The organism is Providencia sp. PROV076 (assembly GCF_028483405.1).
GTDB classification, from domain to species: domain Bacteria; phylum Pseudomonadota; class Gammaproteobacteria; order Enterobacterales; family Enterobacteriaceae; genus Providencia; species Providencia huaxiensis.
In genome coordinates this window covers 160,666-183,446 of sequence record NZ_JAMPRR010000016.1, presented here as the reverse complement: position 1 = coordinate 183,446, position 22,781 = coordinate 160,666, and the positions used below count along the sequence as shown (strand labels likewise).

Here is a 22,781-nt window from a genome sequence, read left to right as displayed (position 1 = left end):
CATATGCTTGATTTTTGGCTCAGTGAATTAAGCTTAGCTAAAAAGGTGTAAAATGACAGGAAATACAAATGGGGCAATAAGTGAGGTGATAACCCCACAGGTCATTAATGCAAGGGAACTATAAGCACCTTCAATGTAATTCACTTCGGCACAGCGGGCAGTGCCTAGGGCGTGGGAAGCAGTTCCCATCGCGAGCCCTCTTGAGGCGTGGGTTCGTACACGCAGTACATCAAATAAGCTATGGCCAAACATGGCGCCTAAGATCCCAACAAACAACACGCAAGCGGCACTAATCGCAGGGATCCCACCAACAGAATCAGCGACAGCCATCGCAATAGGGGTAGTTACCGATTTAGGTAAAATAGAACCCGCTATATCCGGGGTTGCCCCCAACCATAATGCGATGGCAGCACCGCTGAACATGGCCACTAAACTACCTGCAAAACAAATGCTTAATAAAGATTTCCACTGGGCTCGAATTTGGTGCATTTGTTCGTAAAGTGGAAAAGCGAGCGCAACGACTGCGGGTTGTAGTAAATCATTGAGTATTTTGCTACCTGCAAAATAGTGCTCATAAGAAGTATCTGTGACGACCAATAGTGCAATCAATACCGCAATAGTAATTAATAGTGGGTTTAAAATCGGTAACTTAAATGTGGTCGACAACTTACGAGCCAAATAAAACACCACAATAGTCAGCGGCAATGACCACCAAATATGTTCTAACATTATTCATTCCCCTTAGTTTTATCATTATTAATGACCGAAGAAATTGGGTCTTCGGGGGGTAAAGGAACGTCATCAGGTTGAGCCCCAACGACAGGGCGTTCCTTATGAATATAGTTGGAACTGATGGCGACAACGACCATAACGATTAAGGTACTAACCACACAGGAAACGATAATAGGAACCATTTGTTGGCTAATTAATTCATAGTAATTCATTATGCCAACACCAATAGGAACAAACAGGATGGTCATGTTTTTCAACAAAATGCTGCAACCGGGTTGTGCCCACTTCGCGGGGATAATTTGTAACGCAAGCAATATGAATAAAATTAACATGCCGACAATGCTGCCGGGGATGGAGAATGGAAGTAGTGTTGAGATAAGGTTTCCAATAATCAGGCAAAGGTAGAGTATTGCGAAAGCTCGCAAATACTGCCATCCCGTTATCAGTACCTGTTTAAATGACATGAGATTGGTCCTGTAATGTAATATCTATTCATCATACAATTAACTTTATTATTGTGCTACCGATCACAATAAAAAGCCAATAAAAAATGGAGAGTCTTTAACCCTCCATTTTTGATGAATAGCAACTCAATTTAATGCGTTGTTATTTAACTTGCATACCGGGCTGTGCGCCACTGTCAGGGCTGAGTAAGAAGATATCTTTACCGCCAGGGCCAGCAGCCATTACCATGCCTTCAGAAACACCGAAACGCATTTTACGTGGTGCGAGGTTGGCAACCATCACCGTCAAACGACCTTCTAACGCTTTCGGGTCTGGATAAGCGGAGCGAATACCAGAAAATACTTGGCGCGTTTCACCGCCAATATCCAATTGTAATTTCAGCAGCTTGTCTGAACCTTCAACAAAATCAGCTTGCTTGATTAATGCAATTCGCAGGTCAATTTTCGCAAAATCATCAAAAGTGATGGTTTCTTGAATTGGGTCGTCAGCGAGTGGCCCTGTAAGTTGTTGTACTGGTTTAATGCTCTCTTTTGAAGCTTCAACCATTGCATCCACTTTTGCCATTTCAATGCGGTTAAACAGCGCTTTGAACGGAGCGACGCTGTGGTTCAATAACGGGGTATTAATCGCATCCCATGACAGTTCACTATTTAAGAAGGCTTCAGCACGCTCAGTGAGGCCGGGTAAAACCGGCTTCAGGTAAGTCATTAGAACGCGGAACAAGTTGATGCCCATCGAGCAAATGTCTTGCAGTTCTTGATCTTTACCTTCTTGTTTTGCCACAACCCAAGGGGCTTTTTCATCAACATAGCGGTTTGCGATATCGGCTAATGCCATAATTTCACGGATCGCTTTGTTATATTCACGGTTGCTGAAATCTTCGCCGATAACTTTAGCAGCATCAACAAATTGTTGGTATAACTCTGGCTCAGCGAGATTTGCCGATAATTTGCCATCGAAGCGTTTAGCAATAAAGCCTGCATTGCGTGATGCAAGGTTAACGACTTTATTGACGATGTCGCTGTTGACGCGCTGTACGAAATCTTCCAAATTGAAATCGATGTCATCAATACGAGAAGACAGTTTTGCAGCATAGTAATAGCGCAAGCAGTCAGCATCTAAATGATCTAAATACGAACGGGCGGTAATGAATGTTCCGCGAGATTTAGACATTTTTGCACCGTTGACGGTGACATAACCATGCACAAATAGATTTGTCGGTTTACGGTACTGGCTACCTTCTAACATTGCAGGCCAGAACAGGCTATGGAAGTACACGATATCTTTACCGATAAAGTGGTAAAGATCTGTTTTCGAGTCTTTATTCCAAAACTCGTCAAAGTCGAGGTCGCCGCGTTTGTCACACAGGTTTTTAAAGGAGCCCATGTAACCGATAGGGGCATCTAACCAGACATAGAAATATTTACCCGGCGCATCTGGAATTTCAAAACCGAAATAAGGTGCATCACGGGTGATATCCCATTGTTGTAGGCCTGATTCGAACCATTCTTGCATTTTGTTGGCGACTTGTTCTTGTAATGCGCCTGAGCGAGTCCACGCTTGAAGCATGTCGCTAAATGCAGGAAGATCAAAGAAAAAGTGTTCTGAATCACGCATGACAGGTGTGGCGCCAGAAATCACTGAACGTGGGTTAATCAGCTCTGTTGGGCTATAGGTTGCGCTACACACTTCACAGTTATCACCGTATTGGTCTTCGGCTTTACATTTTGGACAAGTGCCTTTAACGAAGCGATCCGGTAAAAACATGCCTTTTTCTGGGTCGAAAAGCTGTGAAATAGTGCGGTTTTTAATAAAACCGTTATTTTTCAGTTTCCCGTAAATCAGCTCTGATAAAACTTTGTTTTCTTCACTGTGTGTGGAGTGGTAGTTATCATAACTAATGGCGAAACCAGCAAAATCGTTCTGATGCTCTTGATTCACTGCCGCAATCATTTCTTCTGGCGTTACGCCAAGCTGTTGAGCTTTAAGCATGATTGGAGTTCCGTGCGCGTCATCGGCACAGATAAAGTGAACCTCTTTGCCGCGCATTCGCTGATAACGGACCCAAATATCAGCCTGAATGTGTTCCAGGATATGACCAAGATGGATTGAACCGTTAGCATAGGGTAACGCACAGGTTACCAGTAATTTATTCGCGACTTGAGACATAGTAACTTTCTTACTTCCATTATTTGAAAAGGGTCTTTGATGTTAACCGATCAAAACCATCGCTGCTAGGGGTATAAAATATTAATTGGAAATTTGTTTGAAAAGAATTTTTACCTCTTCGTGGCTTTTCCTATCTCGATATAATAACTTTCTTCCTGTTCTCTGTTATGATTAATCTCAGTCAAAGTATATCCGCCCAATTTTCTGTAACTTATTCTAGGATATACATAGTTCAAAAATATAAATAAAGGAGCCGGGATGAACGATAAATCCCCCGAGCAGAACAAACCAGAACTGCTGACTGAACAAGTCTCCAAAGTTTTGGCTTCATTTACACACCCAACACTGCAACGTAATTTGGTTTCTATCAAAGCCTTACATCATTGTGCAATGTTGGACAACGTGCTGCATGTCGAATTAGTAATGCCATTCGTTTGGAAAGGGCCGTTTCAAACTTTAATTAGTGAAAAAACCGCTGAATTAAAGCAACAAACAGGGGCTCATGCTGTTGAATGGAAACTGCGCCATGATATCACCACATTAAAACGTGCGAATGATTTGCCGGGTATTAATGGTGTTCGTAATATCTTAGCCGTCAGTTCAGGTAAAGGTGGTGTTGGTAAATCCAGTACTTCTGTGAACTTAGCGCTCGCGCTGGCGCAAGAAGGGGCAAAAGTCGGTATCTTGGATGCGGATATTTACGGCCCATCAATTCCAAACATGTTAGGCACTACCTTAGAGCGCCCAACCTCTCCAGATGGTCAGCACATGGCGCCAATTATGGCGTATGGCTTGGCAACCAACTCCATCGGTTACTTAGTAACGGATGACAACGCCATGGTTTGGCGTGGCCCAATGGCAAGTAAAGCATTAATGCAAATGCTACAGGACACGTTATGGCCTGATTTGGATTACTTAGTCATCGATATGCCACCAGGAACAGGTGACATCCAATTAACACTTTCCCAAAACATCCCTGTAACAGGGGCGGTGGTGGTGACAACACCACAAGATATCGCCTTGGTTGATGCCATGAAAGGCATCGTGATGTTTAAGAAAGTCAATGTCCCAGTACTGGGTGTCGTTGAAAACATGAGCGCGCATATTTGCAGTAATTGTGGCCATGTTGAGCCAATTTTCGGTACCGGTGGTGCTGAGAAATTAGCCGAGAAATACCATACTAAATTATTGGGGCAGGTGCCTCTGCATATCTCTTTACGTGAAGACCTTGACCGTGGCCAGCCTACTGTCATGCGTGATCCAGAAGGTGAATTTGCAGATATCTACCGTGAAATTGCTTCAGGTATTTCAGCCTTGATGTATTGGGAAGGGGATAAGATCCCAACAGAAATTTCTTTCCGTGCCGTTTAACTGGTTGCAGCTTAATTAGTTATAGAGCAAAAAGGCTATTTAGTTTTACCACTGGATAGCCTTATTTATTGTTGATGCTTTTCTTTACTAAACACGTTTCTTTTAACCTTCTATTTTTCTGAATTGTTCGCGGAACATTTCTTTATTGAGTCATGTTCGCGTAGAATAGCCACATCTTTTATTTAATCAGTTTTCTTTCTACGGGTAACCCGAAAAGGTGACTATGAAATTTTTAATTTTTATTGTTGTCGTGGTGCTGATCGTTATTTATTTTTATAACCGTATCGTTGCATTGCGAGAAGCTGTTATTTCGAGTGAAACAGAGATTTCAGTTCAATTGGATCGTCGTGGAAAAGTATTTGATAGCTTATTAGCAACAGTTAAAAAATATTTAAGCCATGAAACCGAAGTGTTCAGTAAAATTACTGAGCTACGGACGCAAGCACAAAATGCGACAGGGGATAAAGCCCGTGAAGCCGAAGATGCGCTTTCAAAAATGGTGACAAGTGGGGCGATTAATGTCGCAGTTGAAGCTTATCCTGAGCTAAAATCTGATGCCATTATGGCAAATTTACAAGAAGAAATTGTTTCTTCAGAAAATAAATTGTCATTTGCTAAACGTGGTTATAACCGTTCATTAGAAACTTATAATGCGTATATTGCTTCTATGCCAGCAGCGCTAATTGTTGGCATTATTCCTAGCTTAAAAATTTCAAAGGAATATTGGCGTCTTGATGAAGAAACCATTAAGACTGAGGAATCTCGTCGTATTAATTTCGATTAAAAAGCGCTTAGCCTTTGAAGTGATAAATCATCGGAATGCCTTATGGTGTTCCGATATTTTATGAGCGGTAGATAACAGGTCACATTATGGATTTTAGAAACGTCATTCGTAAAAATAATATTCGTACACGTTTGGTGGTGATGAGCTATATTTTTTTAATGCTAATCATTGGCTTACTGGCTGATGTTGCAACGCATCCAAATGAGCAATTGGATTTAGTCGATAATGCAATGATGTTTGTGACATTCCATGAATTACCTATCGCTACTTTTATTGTTTTAGGCTTAACTTTCCTTGGGTTAGTTTATATTCATTTTAGAGGCCATAAAATGATGTTAGCAGGGATGAATGCCAGAGAAATCACTCAAGAAAATGCGAACAGTCCCCAAGAGAAGCAACTTTTCAATATTATTGAAGAATTAAGTTTAAGTGCCAGTTTAGGCTATATTCCCCGTTTATATATTTTAGAAACGGATGAACCGAATGCTTTTGCCGCAGGATGGAATAATCGAAATGCACTTGTGGGAGTGACAAGAGGCTTATTGCAAACGCTTAATCGACAAGAGGTTCAAGCGGTTCTTGCTCATGAAGTTGGCCATATTATTCATGGTGATTCGAAATTAACCTTGTATGTTGGCATTCTGGCCAACGTGATTTTAACCGTGACTAATTTATTTAGTCAGATTTTTATTCGTACGGCAGGGCGCAGCCGCAATAATGCCGCGAATAAAGCGCAAATGATCCTATTAGTTCTGAATTTTGTTTTACCGTGGATAACACAAATCCTCTATTTTTATTTATCTCGTACCCGTGAATATATGGCAGATGCCGCAGCGGTGGATTTGACCTCAGATAACCAAGCCATGATAAGCGCACTGAAAAAAATCTCAGGTAACCATGAAACCCATGAATATGATAACAGCACGACTGGGCAAGCTTACCGAAAAGCCGCTTATATTTTTAATAAAGGGGATTCTGTGTTTTCAACCCACCCCTCGATTGAAAATCGCATTGCAGTATTAGAAGGAAAAAAACAGTTTTAGTGTATAAATGACATTTTGTACGCTTTGATTTACGGCATTTCCTCTCAAATGGGTGTTTTTTTAGCGAACTTTGTTGAGGTATGCTGGAACAACACGCCATTACCCCCTATAATTCCGCCAACATGACATTTTACTGTTGTGTATTTTCATTTCTAATATTCAACCAGGTTATCATTTTATGACTGACATAGCGCATCACTGTACCATTGTAGGTATATCGGGAGCCTCTGCATCTGGCAAAAGCTTAATTGCAAGCACGTTATACCGTGAGTTAAGAGAACAGGTCGGTGATCATAATATCGGTGTTATTCCAGAAGATTGCTATTACAAAGACCAAACCGAGATCCCAATGGAAGAACGCCTTAAGGTAAATTATGACCATCCCAACTCGATGGACCACAGTTTGCTTTATGAACATCTTAAATCACTGAAAAGTGGTCAAGCAGTAGAAATTCCACAATACGACTATGTCGCTCATACACGAAAACAAAAAACCATCACGTTTAAACCTAAAAAAGTCATTATCATTGAAGGTATCTTGTTATTAACAGATAAACGTTTACGTGGTGAAATGGATTTTTCTATTTTCGTTGATACACCGCTCGATATTTGCTTGATGCGCCGTATTAAACGTGATGTAAATGAAAGGGGCAGAACGCTTGATTCCGTTATTGACCAATATAATAAAACGGTTCGCCCAATGTTTTTGCAATTTATTGAGCCATCAAAGCAATATGCCGATATCATTGTACCGCGCGGGGGGAAAAACCGTGTAGCGATTGATATCTTGAAAGCGAAAATTGGCGAATTCTGTCAAGATTAAACCGCGCAGAAATTAAAATAATGAAGGGGGAAACAACCATGCGTCTTTGTGACCGCGATATTATTCAATGGATGGATGATGGTAAATTAGTGATTAGCCCACGCCCACCAGTTGAACGAATCAATGGTGCAACTGCAGATGTTCGTTTAGGAAATCAATTCCGCGTTTTTCGAGGACACACGGCTGCATTTATTGACCTTAGTGGCCCTAAAGATGAGGTTAATGCGGCATTAGATCGTGTCATGAGCGATGAAATTGTTCTTGATGAAGATGAGCCATTTTTTCTGCACCCAGGAGAATTAGCACTTGCAGTGACGCTTGAGTCTGTTACGCTCCCTGATAACCTTGTAGGTTGGTTAGATGGGCGTTCTTCATTAGCGAGATTAGGTTTGATGGTGCACGTAACCGCACATCGAATTGACCCCGGCTGGCATGGTCAAATCGTGCTAGAATTCTACAATTCAGGTAAATTGCCGTTAGCGTTGCGTCCTGGTATGGTGATTGGTGCTTTAAGCTTTGAGCCGTTATCTGGTAGTGCTGATCGCCCCTATAATAGCCGGCAAGATGCTAAATATAAAAACCAACAAGGTGCTGTTGGTAGCCGTATCAGCGAAGACTGATAACCGGTGAACTTTGCGGAAATTGTTGCGTTTTAATGGATATTAAATAGGTAATTTCCGCCCATTTTCAGGGATAGGTGTGAGTTCATTTTTGTGGCGAGCGCAAGCGGAATTAAAGAGAGGGAAGGATGAAACGTTTTTTGACGACACTGATTATTTTACTTGTGGTGATTGTCGCTGGGCTAACAACACTTGTAATGCTAGTGAACCCGAACGATTTTCGTCATTATCTTGTTGAACAAGTAGAGAAAAAAAGTGGTTATCAACTCGAGTTCAACGGCGACATGCGTTGGCATGTATGGCCAACTTTAAGCATTATTACTGGGCCAGTTTCCCTTACCGCACCGAATGCCGCTAAGCCTATTCTAAGTGCCGATAATATGCGTTTAGATGTTGAATTATGGCCACTTATTTCCCATAAGCTTTCTGTTGAGCAAATTGTTATCGATGGCGCTGTTATCCGAAAAACGCCAGAGAGCGAAATCCAAACTCACCATAACGCTCCTGTAGCACCAGGTGGTGCGCCGACAGCAGCGGCTTCACAAGAGAAAAGTAGCTGGTTATTAGATATAGAAAAAATTAATATTTCTAATAGTTTAGTTATTTGGCAAACAGCTAAAGATGAATTTAACCTGCGTAATATTGATTTATCACTGAAGAAAAATGATAAAAATCAGGTAGCGGTTAAATTCAGTGGAAATCTGAATAAAAACCAACAAGAGTTTGTATTTAATTTACGTGCGGATGTTAACTTATCCGATATTAATCAAAAAATTAGTGGGGCGTTAACTCAATTCGACTATAAATTGAGTGGTGTCGATTTACCTGAAAGTGGGATTGAAGGGCAAATAACGGGTGATTTTCTATATACCAAAGGGAAGGTGGAAAGTGCGAGTTTAAGCAAGCTGGCAATAACGGCCAATGAAAGCGCCTTATCAGGGGATGCCAGTATCCAATTAACAGACACACCGCAAATTGTTATTAAACTAGCCGCAGATAAACTGGATTTAGATAACTTATTAGGCACCGCTTCGGCAAATATTAATTCAGAAATAGAAACGAATAATAACCGTGTTGGTGTTAAACCTGTGATTTCAGGCTCTAATCCTCAGCAGTATGACTTATCAGGGTTAAAGACTTTTACCGCGAATATTAGCCTAGGGATAAATCATTTGATTTATCGTGGAATGATAGTAAACGACGTCATTTTTGAGGCGCAGAACCAAACACCACGCCTGACCGTTTCAAAACTACAAGGTAAAGCATTTGGTGGTGATTTTTCATTACCGGTGACATTTAATTATAGTTCAACTCCTACTTATGTTTCAGCAAAGCCAGATTTAAAAAATATCGACTTAACACCGCTATTAAAAGCCTTCGATATGCCACAAAAATTAAGTGGAATAATTTCGTTAAATGCGGCGTTATCGGGTGTGGGTTATGATGACAATGCAGTAAAAAACCAGTGGCAAGGGCCTGTTAATTTTGAGTTAAGAAATGCCAAACTACAGGGGTTGAATATTCCGTTATTAATTCAGCAATCGGTTTCCAGAGTAACCAATAAAATTAATGCGCCCGTGAATACGGGGAACGTCACTGAGGTTGATTCCTTCACGGTGGCAGGTAAATTAAATAAAGGTACGTTGAACATTTCCTCTATGAATGCGATGTCATCCTTAGTTAACATCAGTGGGCAAGGCCGTATGAATATCCCTAATGAAACCATTGATGTCAATTTAGGGGTTAATATTGCCAATGGCTGGGGTGGGGATTCACGTTTAGTTCAACAATTGCAAGCTATGACCATTCCACTGCGAATTTATGGTAATTGGCATAACTTGAAATACCAATTAGATGTTGAAAAATTACTGCGTAATGAGTTACGCACACAAGCTAAAGAAGCGTTTGGTAATTTTTTAAAGAAAGAAGAAAATAAAGGGCTCAACGATTTATTGAATGCTCTTTAAGACAACAAAACGCCCTTAAATGGGCGTTTGAGGTTGTTGGCTAAATGGGATAAAAGCTTGGTTTTTCCCGCTTTGTGTTATCAGCCGAAAATCAATAGTAGCCATTTCCTGTTTTATAGTCTTCTCTTCTTTTCTGTATATCTGCAGAGGTTCTTGAAGTTTTATCAATCGAGTATTCTCCAGATAAAAAACTATTTTTAGCATTACCTTGTTGAAATATTGCTATTGTATTATTTATTTTACCTTCTAATTCATTGAGTGCATTTTCTTTTTTACTATTGTGCTGATAAGTTGAACGTTCTAATTCATTCCTATAGTTTTGAATATTCCCTTTTAATTCTGATAGTTTATTATTCAATGTAGTCATTGTATTTTTAGATAAGATGACCTTACATCCTCGGCCATCAGAGGTGCCGATACTTTTTATTTTTTTTGCGATGCTTGATAAATCTTTAGATGTATCACTTCTCAAGTTTTTTATCTTATCAGTGGTGACAGTTTTTTCAGATGTGTTTGGTAATTTCTTTCCAGTTAAAACATCAACCTTATTAGCTTTTGATATTTCTTTAGGTTCAATGCTACCATCGAACACTTTTACTTGCCTGACGTCTGAAAAGCAGACTTTCTTTTTAGAGGTTACTGGGCATTGTTCCGCATTATTTTGAATGCGACTTGCTGTAACTGCAATTTTTCCTGATGATTTATCAGCACTTTTATTAATATTTGATGTTTTTAATGTATTTACATTTAGAGGCGGGGTATTTACTCGCATAGCATGACCTTTATTAGAGTTTGGGTGTATTTAATTGCTATGAATTATTCAGCATTTCAATGTTTATTTCTTTTAAAAAACGATGGCAGTTTTTTATTTACAGTTATTAAATCGTCATTTTTCTCTAAGAAAAAGACAAAAAAATACCGACGCAGAGGCCGGCATTTTTGTATTAGTGCTAAAGGTTAGTCATCTTCAAACTCATAACCATCCCCTTCAGGGGCTGGTGGAGTGATTAGCACTTTATTGACTCGGTGGCTGTTAACCTCAAGAGGTTGGAAGATACAACCATTGATGGTGACTTGTTCCCCTACTTCTGGAACGCGCTGTAAGTGCTCCATTAAAAGACCTGCGATAGTTTCATATTCACGCTTATCGTCTAATTCCATAGGGATAAACATGATCAAGTCTTCAAGTGGCATAAAACCATTGGCAATCCAGGTACCGTCATCCAGTTTTTGAATGTCGTGGCGAGAGTCATTTTCTTCATCACCCACTGGCAAGTTACCTGCGATGGTTTCCATTACGTCGGTCAATGTCACGATACCTTCGATAGAACCAAACTCATCGACAACGAAGGCAAAGTGAGTATGCGCCTTACGGAACTGCTCTAACGCTTTTAATAGTGATAACCCTTCAGGGAATATTAATGGTTGGGTAATTAGCGCACGTAAGTTTAATGGCTGGCCTTTTAATTGCTGCTTAACCAAATCCATCACATGCACAACACCGACAGGTTCATCGCTGATAGTTTCATCGATGACAACTAAACGTGAGTGTGGGTTCTTCTCCATTAATTGCAGTAAATCTGCAGAAGATTTATTAATGTCGAGATAGTCCACATCATGGCGCGAAGTCATGATGCTTTCAACGTTGCGCTGGGCCATGCCAAGTACGCGAGCAATCATCAAACGTTCTTGAGGGTCAAAAACCGATTGATTATCTGCGATAAGGTTTGAGGTGTGAGGGTCTAATTCCCCACGCTCATTATTACCGCTAAGAATACGTAATACTGCTTCTGCCGTACGTTCACGTAGTGGGCGAGAGCCTGTTAGGAACTTACGACGGTTAAATTGGGCAAATTGGTTTAAGACTTCAATCATGATAGAGAAGCCAATTGCAGCGTATAGATAACCTTTAGGAATGGCATAACCAAAACCTTCGGCAACTAAGCTGAAACCAATCATTAGTAAGAAGCTTAAACACAGTATGACAATGGTTGGGTGCTGGTTAACAAAGCTAGTTAACGGTTTACTTGCCCAAATCATTAATACCATTGCAATGGTTACAGCAGCAATCATTACACCGATATGGTCAACCATACCGACAGCGGTGATCACAGAGTCCAATGAGAATACGGCATCAAGAACAATAATTTGTGCAACAACAGCCCAGAAATTCGATGTCTTTCTTTGGGTATTGGTGTGTTCGTCTTTCCCCTCCAAGCGCTCGTTTAACTCCATTGTGGCTTTAAACAAGAGGAATAAACCACCCACTAACATGATCAAGTCTCGAGCACTAAAGGCGTGATCAAAGAGAGTTAATATTGGTTTCGTGAGGGTAATGAGCCATGACAGGCTAAATAGAAGAACTACACGCATAATCAGGGCTAATAAAAGTCCAGTTACACGGGCTCTATCACGCAGCTTTGGCGGGAGCTTATCGGCCAGAATGGCGATGAAGACGAGGTTATCAATACCAAGAACGATTTCTAGAACGATAAGGGTAGCGAGGCCCGCCCAAATCGAAGGATCTGCGATCCATTCCATACAGTTTGTTTTACCTTCTGATATGACGGCTTATACCGACGAATGAATAATGCGGTTTGTTGAATGAAATATCAATAAAAAATCACGTTAATTGGACAATTCTTGACAAAAATGGCCTTGTATACGTCATCGATTGCATCAATAACTACCATGCTGTCCAATCCTAGGTTAATATGTGATCCCGTTAACAGAATGTCAGCACGGTCGAGGCTGACTTAGTCCTAATCAGACAGGAGTTGTTCATGTCAAAGCAGCAGATTGGTGTTGTCGGAATGGCAGTCATGGGGCGTAACCTTGCGCTCAATATTGAAAGCCGTGGTTACTCAGTGTCTATCTTTAATCGTTCTAAAGATAAAACAGACGAAGTGATTGCCGAAAATCCAGGGAAAAAATTAGTTCCCAACTATACGATTGAAGAGTTTGTTGACTCTCTGGAAAAACCTCGCCGCATCTTGTTGATGGTAAAAGCGGGTGAAGCAACGGACAAAACAATTGCCTCGCTGACTCCTCATCTGGACAAAGGGGATATCTTAATTGACGGTGGTAATACCTTATTCACTGATACTATCCGTCGTAATCGTGAATTATCCGAGCAAGGTTTTAATTTCATCGGTACTGGTGTTTCTGGTGGTGAAGAAGGCGCACTGAAAGGCCCTTCAATTATGCCAGGTGGCCAAAAAGAAGCTTATGAATTAGTTGCGCCAATCTTAAGAGAAATTGCAGCGCAAGCGGAAGGCGAACCTTGTGTGACCTACATTGGTGCAGACGGTGCGGGCCACTATGTGAAAATGGTTCACAATGGTATCGAATATGGTGACATGCAGTTAATCGCAGAAGCCTATTCATTGCTAAAAGGGTCATTGAACCTCAGTAACGAAGAATTAGCGGGCATCTTTGCTGAGTGGAACAAAGGTGAACTGAGCAGCTATTTAATTGAAATCACTGCAGATATCTTCAAGAAAAAAGATGAAGAGGGGAAATATCTGGTTGACGTGATCCTCGATGAAGCTGCTAATAAAGGTACTGGTAAATGGACTAGCCAGAGTGCGCTGGATTTAGGTATCCCTCTAACTTTAATTACTGAATCTGTCTTTGCGCGTTATATTTCTTTCTTAAAAGATCAGCGTGTTGCGGCATCCAAAGTATTAACGGGTCCAACCTTGAAAGCCGTTGAAGGCGATAAAAAAGACTTTATTGAAAAAGTTCGCCGTGCGCTGTATTTAGGTAAAATTGTGTCTTATGCACAAGGCTTCCAACAGCTGAAAGCGGCATCGGAAGAATATAACTGGGATTTAAACTACGGTGAAATTGCAAAAATCTTCCGTGCAGGTTGTATTATTCGTGCGCAGTTCCTGCAAAAAATTACGGACGCGTATAACCAAGATGCGAAAATTGCCAATTTACTGTTAGCGCCATACTTCAAACAAATTGCTGATGAATATCAGCAAGCACTGCGTGATGTTGTTTGCTACGGCGTACAAAATGGTATCCCAACACCAACATTCTCCGCGGCTATTTCTTATTATGATAGCTACCGTTCAGCGGTATTGCCTGCAAACTTAATCCAAGCACAGCGTGACTACTTCGGTGCTCACACTTATAAGCGTACTGATAAAGACGGTGTTTTCCATACTGAGTGGATGGAATAAAATTCGTTATCATTAATTTTTGATAACCCAAAGGGCGCTAGGTTTAGCGCCTTTTTTCACTTTTGAAGAGCCGTAAAATGTTTAATTTATAATTATAAGTAACTCATTAATTATACGGTGATTTTTGTTTTTTTATTATTTATTACATCTAATATTTTCTAAACTACATTTATCGAGTCTAGGCATGGTTTATGCGTAATTTTCTTATCTTAGTACTTTTATTAGTATTACTTGGCCCATTAGGGATTGATTTATATTTGCCTACAATACCTGATATTGCGAAGGATTTAGGAAGCCGTGAGTCGGTGATCCAATCTACAATTGCCTTGTTTATTTTAGTTTTAGGCTTAGGGCAGTTAATTTCAGGCCCATTAGTGGATAGGTATGGCCGAAAACCTATCGCGATTTTGGGTATAGTGCTGTACATCATTGGGGCAGGTGTTGCTATTGCAGCAACAACCCCCGTGGTATTTATTGCCTCGCGTTTATTGCAAGGGGTTGCAGTCTGTTGTACTTCGGTAGTGGCATTTAGTTGTGTGCGTGACCGTATGAATGGCACGGAAGCGGCTCGTGCTTTCGGTTTTTTGAATGGAACATTGAATATTGTTCCTGCGTTAGCTCCGTTGCTCGGAGGCCTGTTAGCAGAAGCGTGGGGCTGGCGAGCACCGTTCTGGTTTCTTGCTTTGTATGCGTTAGTCATATTAGTGCTGATTGTTGCCTTTTTACCTGAAACTCGCCCGGCTAATTTGCCAAAAGCAAAAGTTATCCCGCTGAAAACCTATGGCCGAATTTTGGGGGATCGCCACTTTATGGTGTTTGCCTTAGTCAATGCGGGTACGATGGGAATGGCGTTGACTTATGTTTCTCTTGCACCTACTGTGCTGATGGGGGATGCCCAGTTAACTCCGCTCGCGTTTTCTATTGTATTTGGTATTAATGGTTTTTGGATCATGTTTGCCAGTTATATCGCTAATTATTTTATTCATAAAATAGGGCGACCAACTTGTTTATTAGTTGGTAGTTCAATGATGGCATTTGGCTGCTTAGGGTTATTGCTAGGTTTTGTCGTATTACCGATAGAAATACAAAGCCATTGGTTAGTTTATATGTTACCTGTCGCTTGCGCTTGTACAGGGCTGGCCTTTATGATGGGAACGGCAACCAGTTATGCTTTAGAGCCGTTTGGTAATGAAGCAGGCACCGCATCCGCCTTAGTGGGGTTTGTTCAAATGGCAGGGGGAGCGACACTGGGACTTTGCGCTATCGGTTTGCCTATCGCGCCAAAAATGTCATTGGCGTTAGTTATGTTAGTTGGATGTTTATTCGGTTTACTTGCAAGAAAAACGAGCTTATTGCTTGCTAAATCAGCCTCGACGAGAACAATTTAATATTGTTATTTCAATATGTTATATGTAGTTATCACTAATTGACTTAGATAATTAGTGATAACTTGGATAATATTATACAATCTCGCCATTAATCGTTGTCAGTAATCTGTTCTTTTTGATTTCAATTTCTCTAGAATGCACAATTTTATTATCAATATAAAGATTAGCTTTTATAGGGTTTAAACTTCGTTCAATATTAATATGGAATTTATTCATCATATCCTCATTTGAACGGAAGTTATGAAGTTGGTACTGGCTTGTTGTCCCATCTTCAAAAATAACCTCTAAATATGGAATGCGAGTATTTATTTCTTTATCGCAGTTATAAACCATGCCATATGATCCATATAATGAAGGATAGATATAGCTATCAATGACTTTTTTAGGGTCATAAAAGCCCATTAAGGTTACTACAGGTACTCCTTGTTTATAGGGAACTTTGTAGAGGATTGTTTTATTGTTATCGTTTCGATTCCAAGTGTAGCCATCTGAAATATAACATATTGAATCATTTTTCTTGATTGATTCAATTTGGTTGTTAATATGAATTTCACTATCCCAATCTGCAGATGATTGTATTCTTAAAACAGAATTCCTATTATTTTTATCTGCGAGTGGAATGTTAATTTTCGGGGCGTGATAACCATTCCCATTATAAATATTAACATTACTGCTTTTTTCTAATAGTGAATTTAAATCATTAATTTTAATGTCTGAACCATTTACTGCAGTAAACTCGATGGCGTTAAATTGTGAAAGTTCTAAATATGCATCTACCATCTCTTTTGTCTTTGGGTCCCATTTTTTATACCCTGTTTTTGATTCAGGACTAAATATATAGTTATTTTCCAATCTATTTTGAATTGCAATAAAGGAGTTAGGGGTGTAAGCAGTGTAAGCGTTGTAACGAGTATCATAAGCTTCACCTCCACTCATTGCATCATGGTTTAATGTACCATCTTGATATGTATTTGGAATAAAATAGTTATTATCTGAATCCCACAGCCAAGTTGAATTTTTTTTATTTGCGGTTGTATGGGAGCCGCCTTCATCTCCCCCATAATAATCACTTAAGCCAAAATTGTGGCCGAATTCATGACTAAGCTCGTTATTATCTGTCCTATTTAACGTCGCTTTACCTCCACCACCAGACCAGCCGTGGACGACTCTACCATTTTTATACATTCCAACAGAGTTATAGGCAGTTATCTGGGATGTTGGAACAAAAGAATCAGAATCTGGAGCCGAGCTATTTACACCATAATTTGCCATATTAACGCCATTAGCATAAAAGTCTTTAGTGATCGACTCCCTCATGCTACCACTATGGCCTCCTCCTTCATCGGGGGCTTTATCTGTAAAAACTTGACCGTCAGGCATAACCACTTTTAATAAATGGATAGGTTCGTAACGAGAAACAATGAGTTTTTTGACTGGGATCGTTTGATAATATTGACGATTCAGTTCAAATTTATCTAGAAAAAGAAGTGTGTCTCTTGGTGGTGTAAGCAACCCAATATCAAAAGTATTAATGAGTAACTCATTTGGCGCACCTACATCAATGTGAGATAACATGCTTTTTTGACCTTGATAAATAAATTCAAGTTTTATCTCTGGATGGATATATTCCTTGGGGACTGTAGTAGACCATGTATTTTCGATATATTCTAAGTTATTAATAAAACTTTCTTTACTATTTTGATTAATAGGAACCCATTTTTTATCTAAGTCATAGACAAAAAGGATGCTTTCACCTGTTTGTAACTGTAAGGTGTTTTTTCCATAATGAATGTAGCTGCTATATGATGCATTCGAGCTAAACAGTATTTTTTTATTATGAAATGCATCATTTTTATCAAGAGTGAAGTCATGGCTCCAATTACCATCACTCGTTGATATTTTCATCGAATTATTGTTTTTTATTAATTGGTTGAAATGTTTTTGATTTTTAGAAATTTCAATAATCGCTTTATTTTCATCTAGAGTGATAGCGAATTTACTAGGGTGTGAGTTGTTAATTCTTGATTTGTTATCAGTAATTGAAATGTTTTTCCATACTCCATTTAAATCACAATGGAATAGTAATAACCCGTCTTTTTTTAGCTCATAAACTTTATTTTTAGTTTGGATGAACGTGGATTCTTCAGCTTTTGATGTAAATATGATTTTTTTAGATGCAAAATTTTTATTCTGCGATAGTGTGAATTTTTTGATTCTATCATAATCCATTTTAGTTATTTTTATGGTGGAGTTTTTTTCTAAGATATCCTCAAAGAACTCTGCATCTATTTTTTCTCTATCTATGTCGGGTAGATTACCAATTTCAAAATCGGTAACTGGAAGCGTATTTGGGTGTGCCTTTTTAGGAGGGCTGTAATATTTTATTTTTTTTACATCATTTTTTGTTAGCCAATATCCATTTTCATCGCAGATAAAACGAGTGGCTGATTTTGCCGGTAGTGTTAAGGTGTTATTACCATAGTTAACTTCAACTTCATTATTATTAGTATTGTGTAATGCTATAGTTTTACCTTTATAGCTGATATTGTTATGAAGAATAAATGGTTTTTCTATACTGTTATGGTTGAGCTTTAAATTTATTTTATTATTATTTAATATCGTTTCATGTAAGTGGTTTTGATTTTTCGATATTTCAATTAATTCACTATTAGACCTAATGATGAGGTCAAATTTTACCGATGATTTAAAATCATGAGATGATAAATTAGTTTCTCTTATGCTGTTATTGGCTACTTTGGGTAGTTTGGAAGGAGGGGATAATGGCTTGTTCATTATTAAATAATTATTTTTATCATAAATGTTTAATTGAATATCATTAGCCTCAGGGATGTATGCATGTGGCTTAAACATAATTAAAGTTTTTCGTTCTTTAACTAATTTAGGTTTACAGTCCCCTTCGATATGGATCTTGGCTGGAAGAATATTAGCTTGAGCGAAAAATACATTTCCTTTTAACTCCCCCTTTACATCACTAGTATGTCGGTTGTTATTGAAATAATGTTTTGTTTTTTCACTTTGTAAAAATGAGAGGTTATCGAAGGATTTATTTATCTCGGATATTAAATGAAAGTAATCGATAATAGAATTAAATTCATTTTTAGTATCTGTAAATGAATAATTGTCTTTAATTGATGGTGTGTAGTTATTTAAGCTATTAATAAATAATAAAGGAGAGGCGGGGCTTAAGTGTTTATTCAGCATGCAATATTATCTTCTCTATCTATTGTTTCGTGGAAGCAGCTAGAAGTTGTAATTGATGGTAAAATAAAATATCTTTAAAAAAAAGATTAATTGCTTAATAGTTACTCCTAAATGATACTCTAAGCATTGGAAGGCTAACCATTAGTTAGAAAACTAAATTTATTAAAATTAGTGAGGTTAAAATGAATAACTCATTACTAAAAAAACCAATGATTACTCAGTGTGATGTGTTTTGAACGCGGATACATCACCATAGAAAGCGTTCTATGGTAACGATAAACAAATTAAGGGTTTTATTACCATGAATCAAAAACATTGGTCAAAATATCAACTGCTACACGAAGTCGTACAAAATCCTAACATTCATGTTAAAGGCCAACATAGCTACTATAGTGACTGCTGGGATGGTGGGTTTGAAAATTCAGTTGTGCGCTATTTACAGGGGGACGAACAAAGTCGAGATTGGCAATTAGCGTGGGATGTCGACCAACTCTATATTGGTGATTACGTTTGTATTGGTAGCGAAGCTGTTATTTTAATGGGGGGAAACCATACACATCGCATGGATTGGTTTTGTTTGTATCCATTTCTTGAATATATTGAGGAAGCTTATATAGGAAAAGGGGATACAATCATTGGTGATGGGGTATGGGTAGGCATGCGTGCCTTTATTATGCCTGGTGTTAAAATTGGTGAAGGCGCAGTTATCGCAACGAATAGCGTGGTAATTAAAGATGTTGAGCCTTATTGCATCGTCGGTGGAAACCCTGCAAAGGTAATAAAACATCGTTTTTCGCCAGATATTATTACTGAATTACTTGCATTGAAAATTTATGGTTGGCCAGAAGAGAAATTTATTGCACTAAAGCGGTTTATTTGTGGTTCCGATTTTGTGGCATTAAAAAATGCCAGTCAGGAATATGATCAGCGATTGATTAGTTAGTTTTTTTATTGAAGGGTATTCTGTGGAATACCCTTTTTTAATACAAAACTAATTTTCTTCTGTGCGAATAAACTCAACTAAAGTCGGTGTGGCTATTCTTTGATAATCTTCTGTATTTAAAATAATAGAGCGCTCTAATGTACCTGCATTAAAGGCGAGTTCTTCAAAACGTTCAAATAATAGCGGGTCAGCAATTAATTTTAAGTTGGGGTGAAAACTAAAAGGTGGAATAGCCCCGAACACACATTGAGTGAGCTCATCGACTTCCTTTGGGCTTGCTAAAGATGCGCGGGTTCCACCAATTGCTGTGGCAACCTTACTTAAATCAGCTTGTTTATCAGCAGGTAAAATTGCCAATACGTGTTGGCGGATCCCATTTCCTTTTACATGGCATACTAGCCCCTTTGCCCCTTGCCCAAGTTGCGTACCGCGTATTTTTGCCACTTCTTCTGATTTACCTGCCGTAGGATGCTCCATCACCCGATATTTTGCATTATTTTTATCAAGTAATTGTGTGAGTTGCAAAAAAATAGAATTTTCAGACACCGTTTTTTCCCTTTAAAACCACATCAATAGAAGGGAATGATATCAAGTTCATTGAGAGATACAATCGTAAAAAGAAATGAACTAAAAATCATAGGGTTGGGAAATTTTTTAAATTGCACATCAGATACTGTTTTAATCTGTATTGCTATCTGAATGGTGATTTTATCTATTGGATATTCTGTCTGCTATTTTATTTTTAATAAATTCAAATAATTATAAAACAATATTTCAATAGGATAATGAGAATACATATTGTTAAGAATTGAGTTTGATCATTTACGGTGCATTTTATTCTCGGTAATATAAAGTTTTATATAACGAAAACAGATAACATGAAACGTAAAATAAATTTATATATTCTAATACCTCTTATTGCAGGGATCGCCCCATCAATTGTTGCTGCGCAAGTCTCTGAGCAGCTTACAAGCTCCAAGCAAGACAAAATGTTGGTGACAGCGGCTTCAGGGGATGTCACAACAGAAGCTCAAGCCGGAGCGGGCTTCTTTACCTCTCAAATTGATTTAGGCCCGTTAGGGGATTTGGATTGGATTGATACTCCCTATTCCACAACAACAATCAGTCGTGAAATGATTGATAATCAGCAAGCGAAAAGTATCAGTGAATTACTTAAATATGCCCCGAGTACCCAAATGCAAGCACGTGGGGGTATGGATGTGGGACGTCCACAAAGCCGTGGGATGCAAGGAAGTGTCGTAGCTAATAGTCGGTTAGATGGCTTGTATGTCGTCTCAACGACGGCATTTCCGGTTGAAATGTTGGATAGGGTGGACATTATTAATAGTCTCACGGGGTCTTTGTACGGCCCTTCTAGCCCGGCTGGTCAGTTCAATTTCACGGCAAAACGCCCTGAAGATATTCAACGCTTATCTTTAGGTTATCAAAGCCGTAATGCCTATAGCGGCCATGTTGATCTTGGGGGGTATTTTGATACAGATAAGCGCTTTGGTTATCGTTTAAACTTAATGGATGAAGAAGGAACGGGAAATTTAAAGGATAGCACTCTACGTCGTAAGTTGGCTTCTGTTGCCTTTGATTGGAACATTCAACCGGGGACACAGTTACAGCTCAATGCTAGCCACTATAATTTTGTACAAAAAGGTTATGTGGGGAGCTTCAGCTATGGCCCTAAAATTAATTTACCAAAAGCACCGGATCCGCAAGATAAAAATTTAGCTATGCACACTGCGGGGAATGATTTAACTACAGATACAGTGAGCACTCGCTTACTTCATGATTTTAATGAAGATTGGACATTGAATGCCGCAGTCGGATATCAACAAGCAGATAGAGCGATGCGCACGGTGACCAGTATGTTGGTCAATGATAAAGGTGATATTAAGCGCTCACTCCGTGACTCTCCGGCTTCTGGGCGTTTTCGTGTACTTAGTAATTCAGTGACACTTAATGGCCATGTAGACACGGGGTCTATTGGACACGATTTGTCATTCGCGACGAATGGTTATGTTTGGTCTATTTATAGTGCAAAGGGAGCTGCTACGGCTTATGACCTTGGCTCAACGAATATGTACCACCCATCTTCATTGATAGAACCTGCAAATGGTAAAATTTACACGGGTGGCTCACGCTATAAATCTGCGGAAAATAGTCAACAAAGTATCACTATCGGCGATACCGTTACATTTGACCCACAATGGTCAGCGATGTTTTATCTCAGCCAAAGTTGGATAGAAAGTCGTAGTTTTGACAAACAGAGCCATAAAACCAGCCAAACTAATTCCAAAGGGTTAAGCCCAAATGCTGCCGTGATGTACAAAATTACCCCACAATTGATGACTTATGTAAGTTATGCAGACTCATTGGAGGAAGGGGATACGGCTCCGATAGGACAAGGCGTTAAAAATGAAGGGCAGACTTTAGACCCATATCGTAGTAAGCAATATGAAGTTGGGGTTAAAGCTGATGTGGCTGATTTAAACCTTGGTGCGGCACTGTTTCATTTAGAGCGGCCATTTGCTTATGTGGATAGTCATAGTGTGTTTCGTGAACAAGGTAAGCAAGTGAATAGGGGGCTTGAGTTAACCGCTACAGGTCATGTGTGGCAGGGGTTAAACGTTTATAGCGGCATAACATTTTTAGACCCTAAACTGAAAGACACAGGCTCTCGAACCACTCGGGACAAACGAGTGGTTGGAGTTCCAAAAGTCCAAGCTAATATGCTAGTTGAATATGCGCTGCCAGCTATGCCTGAGTTGGTTTACAGTGCAAATGTACATTACACCGGTAAGCGAGCGGCAAATGATACTAACTCAAGTTGGATTGGTAGCTACACGACGTTAGATTTAGGAACTCGCTATAGTACAAAAATCAACCAGGTTCCTACCACTATTCGCCTATCTGTCGATAATGTCACTGACGAACGTTATTGGGCGTCTATTTTCCCATCAGGTAATAACGGCCAAGGTGGTGGAAATAGCGCATTCTTAGGCTCTGGCCGTGAAGTCCGCGCAACCATCACATTTGATTTTTAATGGTCGTA

At 39.3% G+C, this 22,781-nt stretch carries 17 protein-coding genes; 10 read left to right on the top strand and 7 right to left on the bottom strand.

Annotation, left to right across the window (positions count from 1 at the left end; genetic code table 11):
* Positions 1-33: 33 nt before the first annotated feature.
* From PSF67_RS10890 to metG, 3 genes are all read right to left on the bottom strand, one after another.
* Positions 34-729, bottom strand: coding sequence for a CidB/LrgB family autolysis modulator (locus tag PSF67_RS10890; RefSeq protein ID WP_272676902.1), 696 nt, complete (start codon positions 727-729; stop codon positions 34-36).
* A complete protein-coding gene (locus PSF67_RS10885; protein WP_166266438.1) occupies positions 729-1,196 on the bottom strand; it encodes a CidA/LrgA family protein in 468 nt (155 codons plus the stop codon). Before PSF67_RS10885 ends, PSF67_RS10890 begins: the two co-directional genes overlap by 1 nt.
* 142 nt (positions 1,197-1,338) lie before the next feature.
* Positions 1,339-3,366, bottom strand: coding sequence for a methionine--tRNA ligase (metG, locus tag PSF67_RS10880; RefSeq protein ID WP_272676901.1), 2,028 nt, complete (start codon positions 3,364-3,366; stop codon positions 1,339-1,341).
* Positions 3,367-3,624: 258 nt separating this feature from the next.
* Here metG and apbC point away from each other — a divergent pair, with 258 nt between their 5' ends.
* The 6 genes from apbC (at position 3,625) to asmA (ending at position 9,974) form a co-directional block, all read left to right on the top strand.
* On the top strand, positions 3,625-4,737 hold the full coding sequence (gene apbC, locus PSF67_RS10875) for an iron-sulfur cluster carrier protein ApbC (RefSeq protein ID WP_102138401.1): 1,113 nt from the start codon (positions 3,625-3,627) through the stop codon (positions 4,735-4,737).
* A 223-nt stretch (positions 4,738-4,960) separates the two neighbouring features.
* The gene (locus tag PSF67_RS10870) at positions 4,961-5,521 is read left to right on the top strand and encodes a LemA family protein (protein WP_004909264.1); all 561 of its coding nucleotides are present in this window, start codon (positions 4,961-4,963) and stop codon (positions 5,519-5,521) included.
* 86 nt (positions 5,522-5,607) lie between these two features.
* Positions 5,608-6,564 carry a zinc metalloprotease HtpX gene (htpX, locus tag PSF67_RS10865; protein WP_102138402.1) on the top strand — a complete coding sequence of 319 codons (957 nt, stop codon included), beginning with the start codon at positions 5,608-5,610 and terminating at the stop codon, positions 6,562-6,564.
* 178 nt (positions 6,565-6,742) lie between these two features.
* Complete coding sequence (gene udk / locus PSF67_RS10860; RefSeq protein ID WP_102138403.1) at positions 6,743-7,387, top strand: uridine kinase; 645 nt, start codon at positions 6,743-6,745, stop codon at positions 7,385-7,387.
* Between the two features lie 38 nt (positions 7,388-7,425).
* Positions 7,426-8,007, top strand: a complete 582-nt coding sequence (gene dcd / locus PSF67_RS10855; protein ID WP_004909269.1) for a dCTP deaminase — start codon at positions 7,426-7,428, stop codon at positions 8,005-8,007.
* A 128-nt stretch (positions 8,008-8,135) separates the two neighbouring features.
* Complete coding sequence (asmA, locus tag PSF67_RS10850; RefSeq protein ID WP_272676900.1) at positions 8,136-9,974, top strand: outer membrane assembly protein AsmA; 1,839 nt, start codon at positions 8,136-8,138, stop codon at positions 9,972-9,974.
* A 91-nt stretch (positions 9,975-10,065) separates the two neighbouring features.
* On the opposite strand, the gene PSF67_RS10845 is transcribed toward asmA, so the two are convergent.
* A complete protein-coding gene (locus tag PSF67_RS10845; RefSeq protein WP_231068652.1) occupies positions 10,066-10,746 on the bottom strand; it encodes a hypothetical protein in 681 nt (226 codons plus the stop codon).
* Between the two features lie 185 nt (positions 10,747-10,931).
* Positions 10,932-12,515, bottom strand: coding sequence for a TerC family protein (locus PSF67_RS10840; protein ID WP_210848349.1), 1,584 nt, complete (start codon positions 12,513-12,515; stop codon positions 10,932-10,934).
* A gap of 242 nt (positions 12,516-12,757) precedes the next feature.
* Between PSF67_RS10840 and gndA the strand changes: the two genes are divergently transcribed.
* Positions 12,758-14,164 (top strand): NADP-dependent phosphogluconate dehydrogenase, encoded by a 1,407-nt coding sequence (gndA, locus tag PSF67_RS10835; RefSeq protein WP_166266453.1) that lies wholly within the window; start codon positions 12,758-12,760, stop codon positions 14,162-14,164.
* Between the two features lie 191 nt (positions 14,165-14,355).
* Positions 14,356-15,552, top strand: coding sequence for a multidrug effflux MFS transporter (locus PSF67_RS10830; RefSeq protein WP_166266456.1), 1,197 nt, complete (start codon positions 14,356-14,358; stop codon positions 15,550-15,552).
* A gap of 72 nt (positions 15,553-15,624) precedes the next feature.
* Here PSF67_RS10830 and PSF67_RS10825 read toward each other — a convergent pair whose 3' ends face one another.
* Entirely contained in the window at positions 15,625-18,774 is a 3,150-nt protein-coding gene (locus PSF67_RS10825; protein WP_272676899.1) for a M66 family metalloprotease, read from the bottom strand.
* Positions 18,775-19,075: 301 nt separating this feature from the next.
* Between PSF67_RS10825 and PSF67_RS10820 the strand changes: the two genes are divergently transcribed.
* Positions 19,076-19,717, top strand: coding sequence for a CatB-related O-acetyltransferase (locus PSF67_RS10820; protein ID WP_102138410.1), 642 nt, complete (start codon positions 19,076-19,078; stop codon positions 19,715-19,717).
* A gap of 48 nt (positions 19,718-19,765) precedes the next feature.
* Here PSF67_RS10820 and PSF67_RS10815 read toward each other — a convergent pair whose 3' ends face one another.
* On the bottom strand, positions 19,766-20,263 hold the full coding sequence (locus PSF67_RS10815) for a YbaK/prolyl-tRNA synthetase associated domain-containing protein (RefSeq protein ID WP_166266462.1): 498 nt from the start codon (positions 20,261-20,263) through the stop codon (positions 19,766-19,768).
* Between the two features lie 332 nt (positions 20,264-20,595).
* Here PSF67_RS10815 and PSF67_RS10810 point away from each other — a divergent pair, with 332 nt between their 5' ends.
* Entirely contained in the window at positions 20,596-22,773 is a 2,178-nt protein-coding gene (locus tag PSF67_RS10810) for a TonB-dependent receptor (RefSeq protein ID WP_272676898.1), read from the top strand.
* The last annotated feature ends 8 nt before the right edge of the window (positions 22,774-22,781 follow it).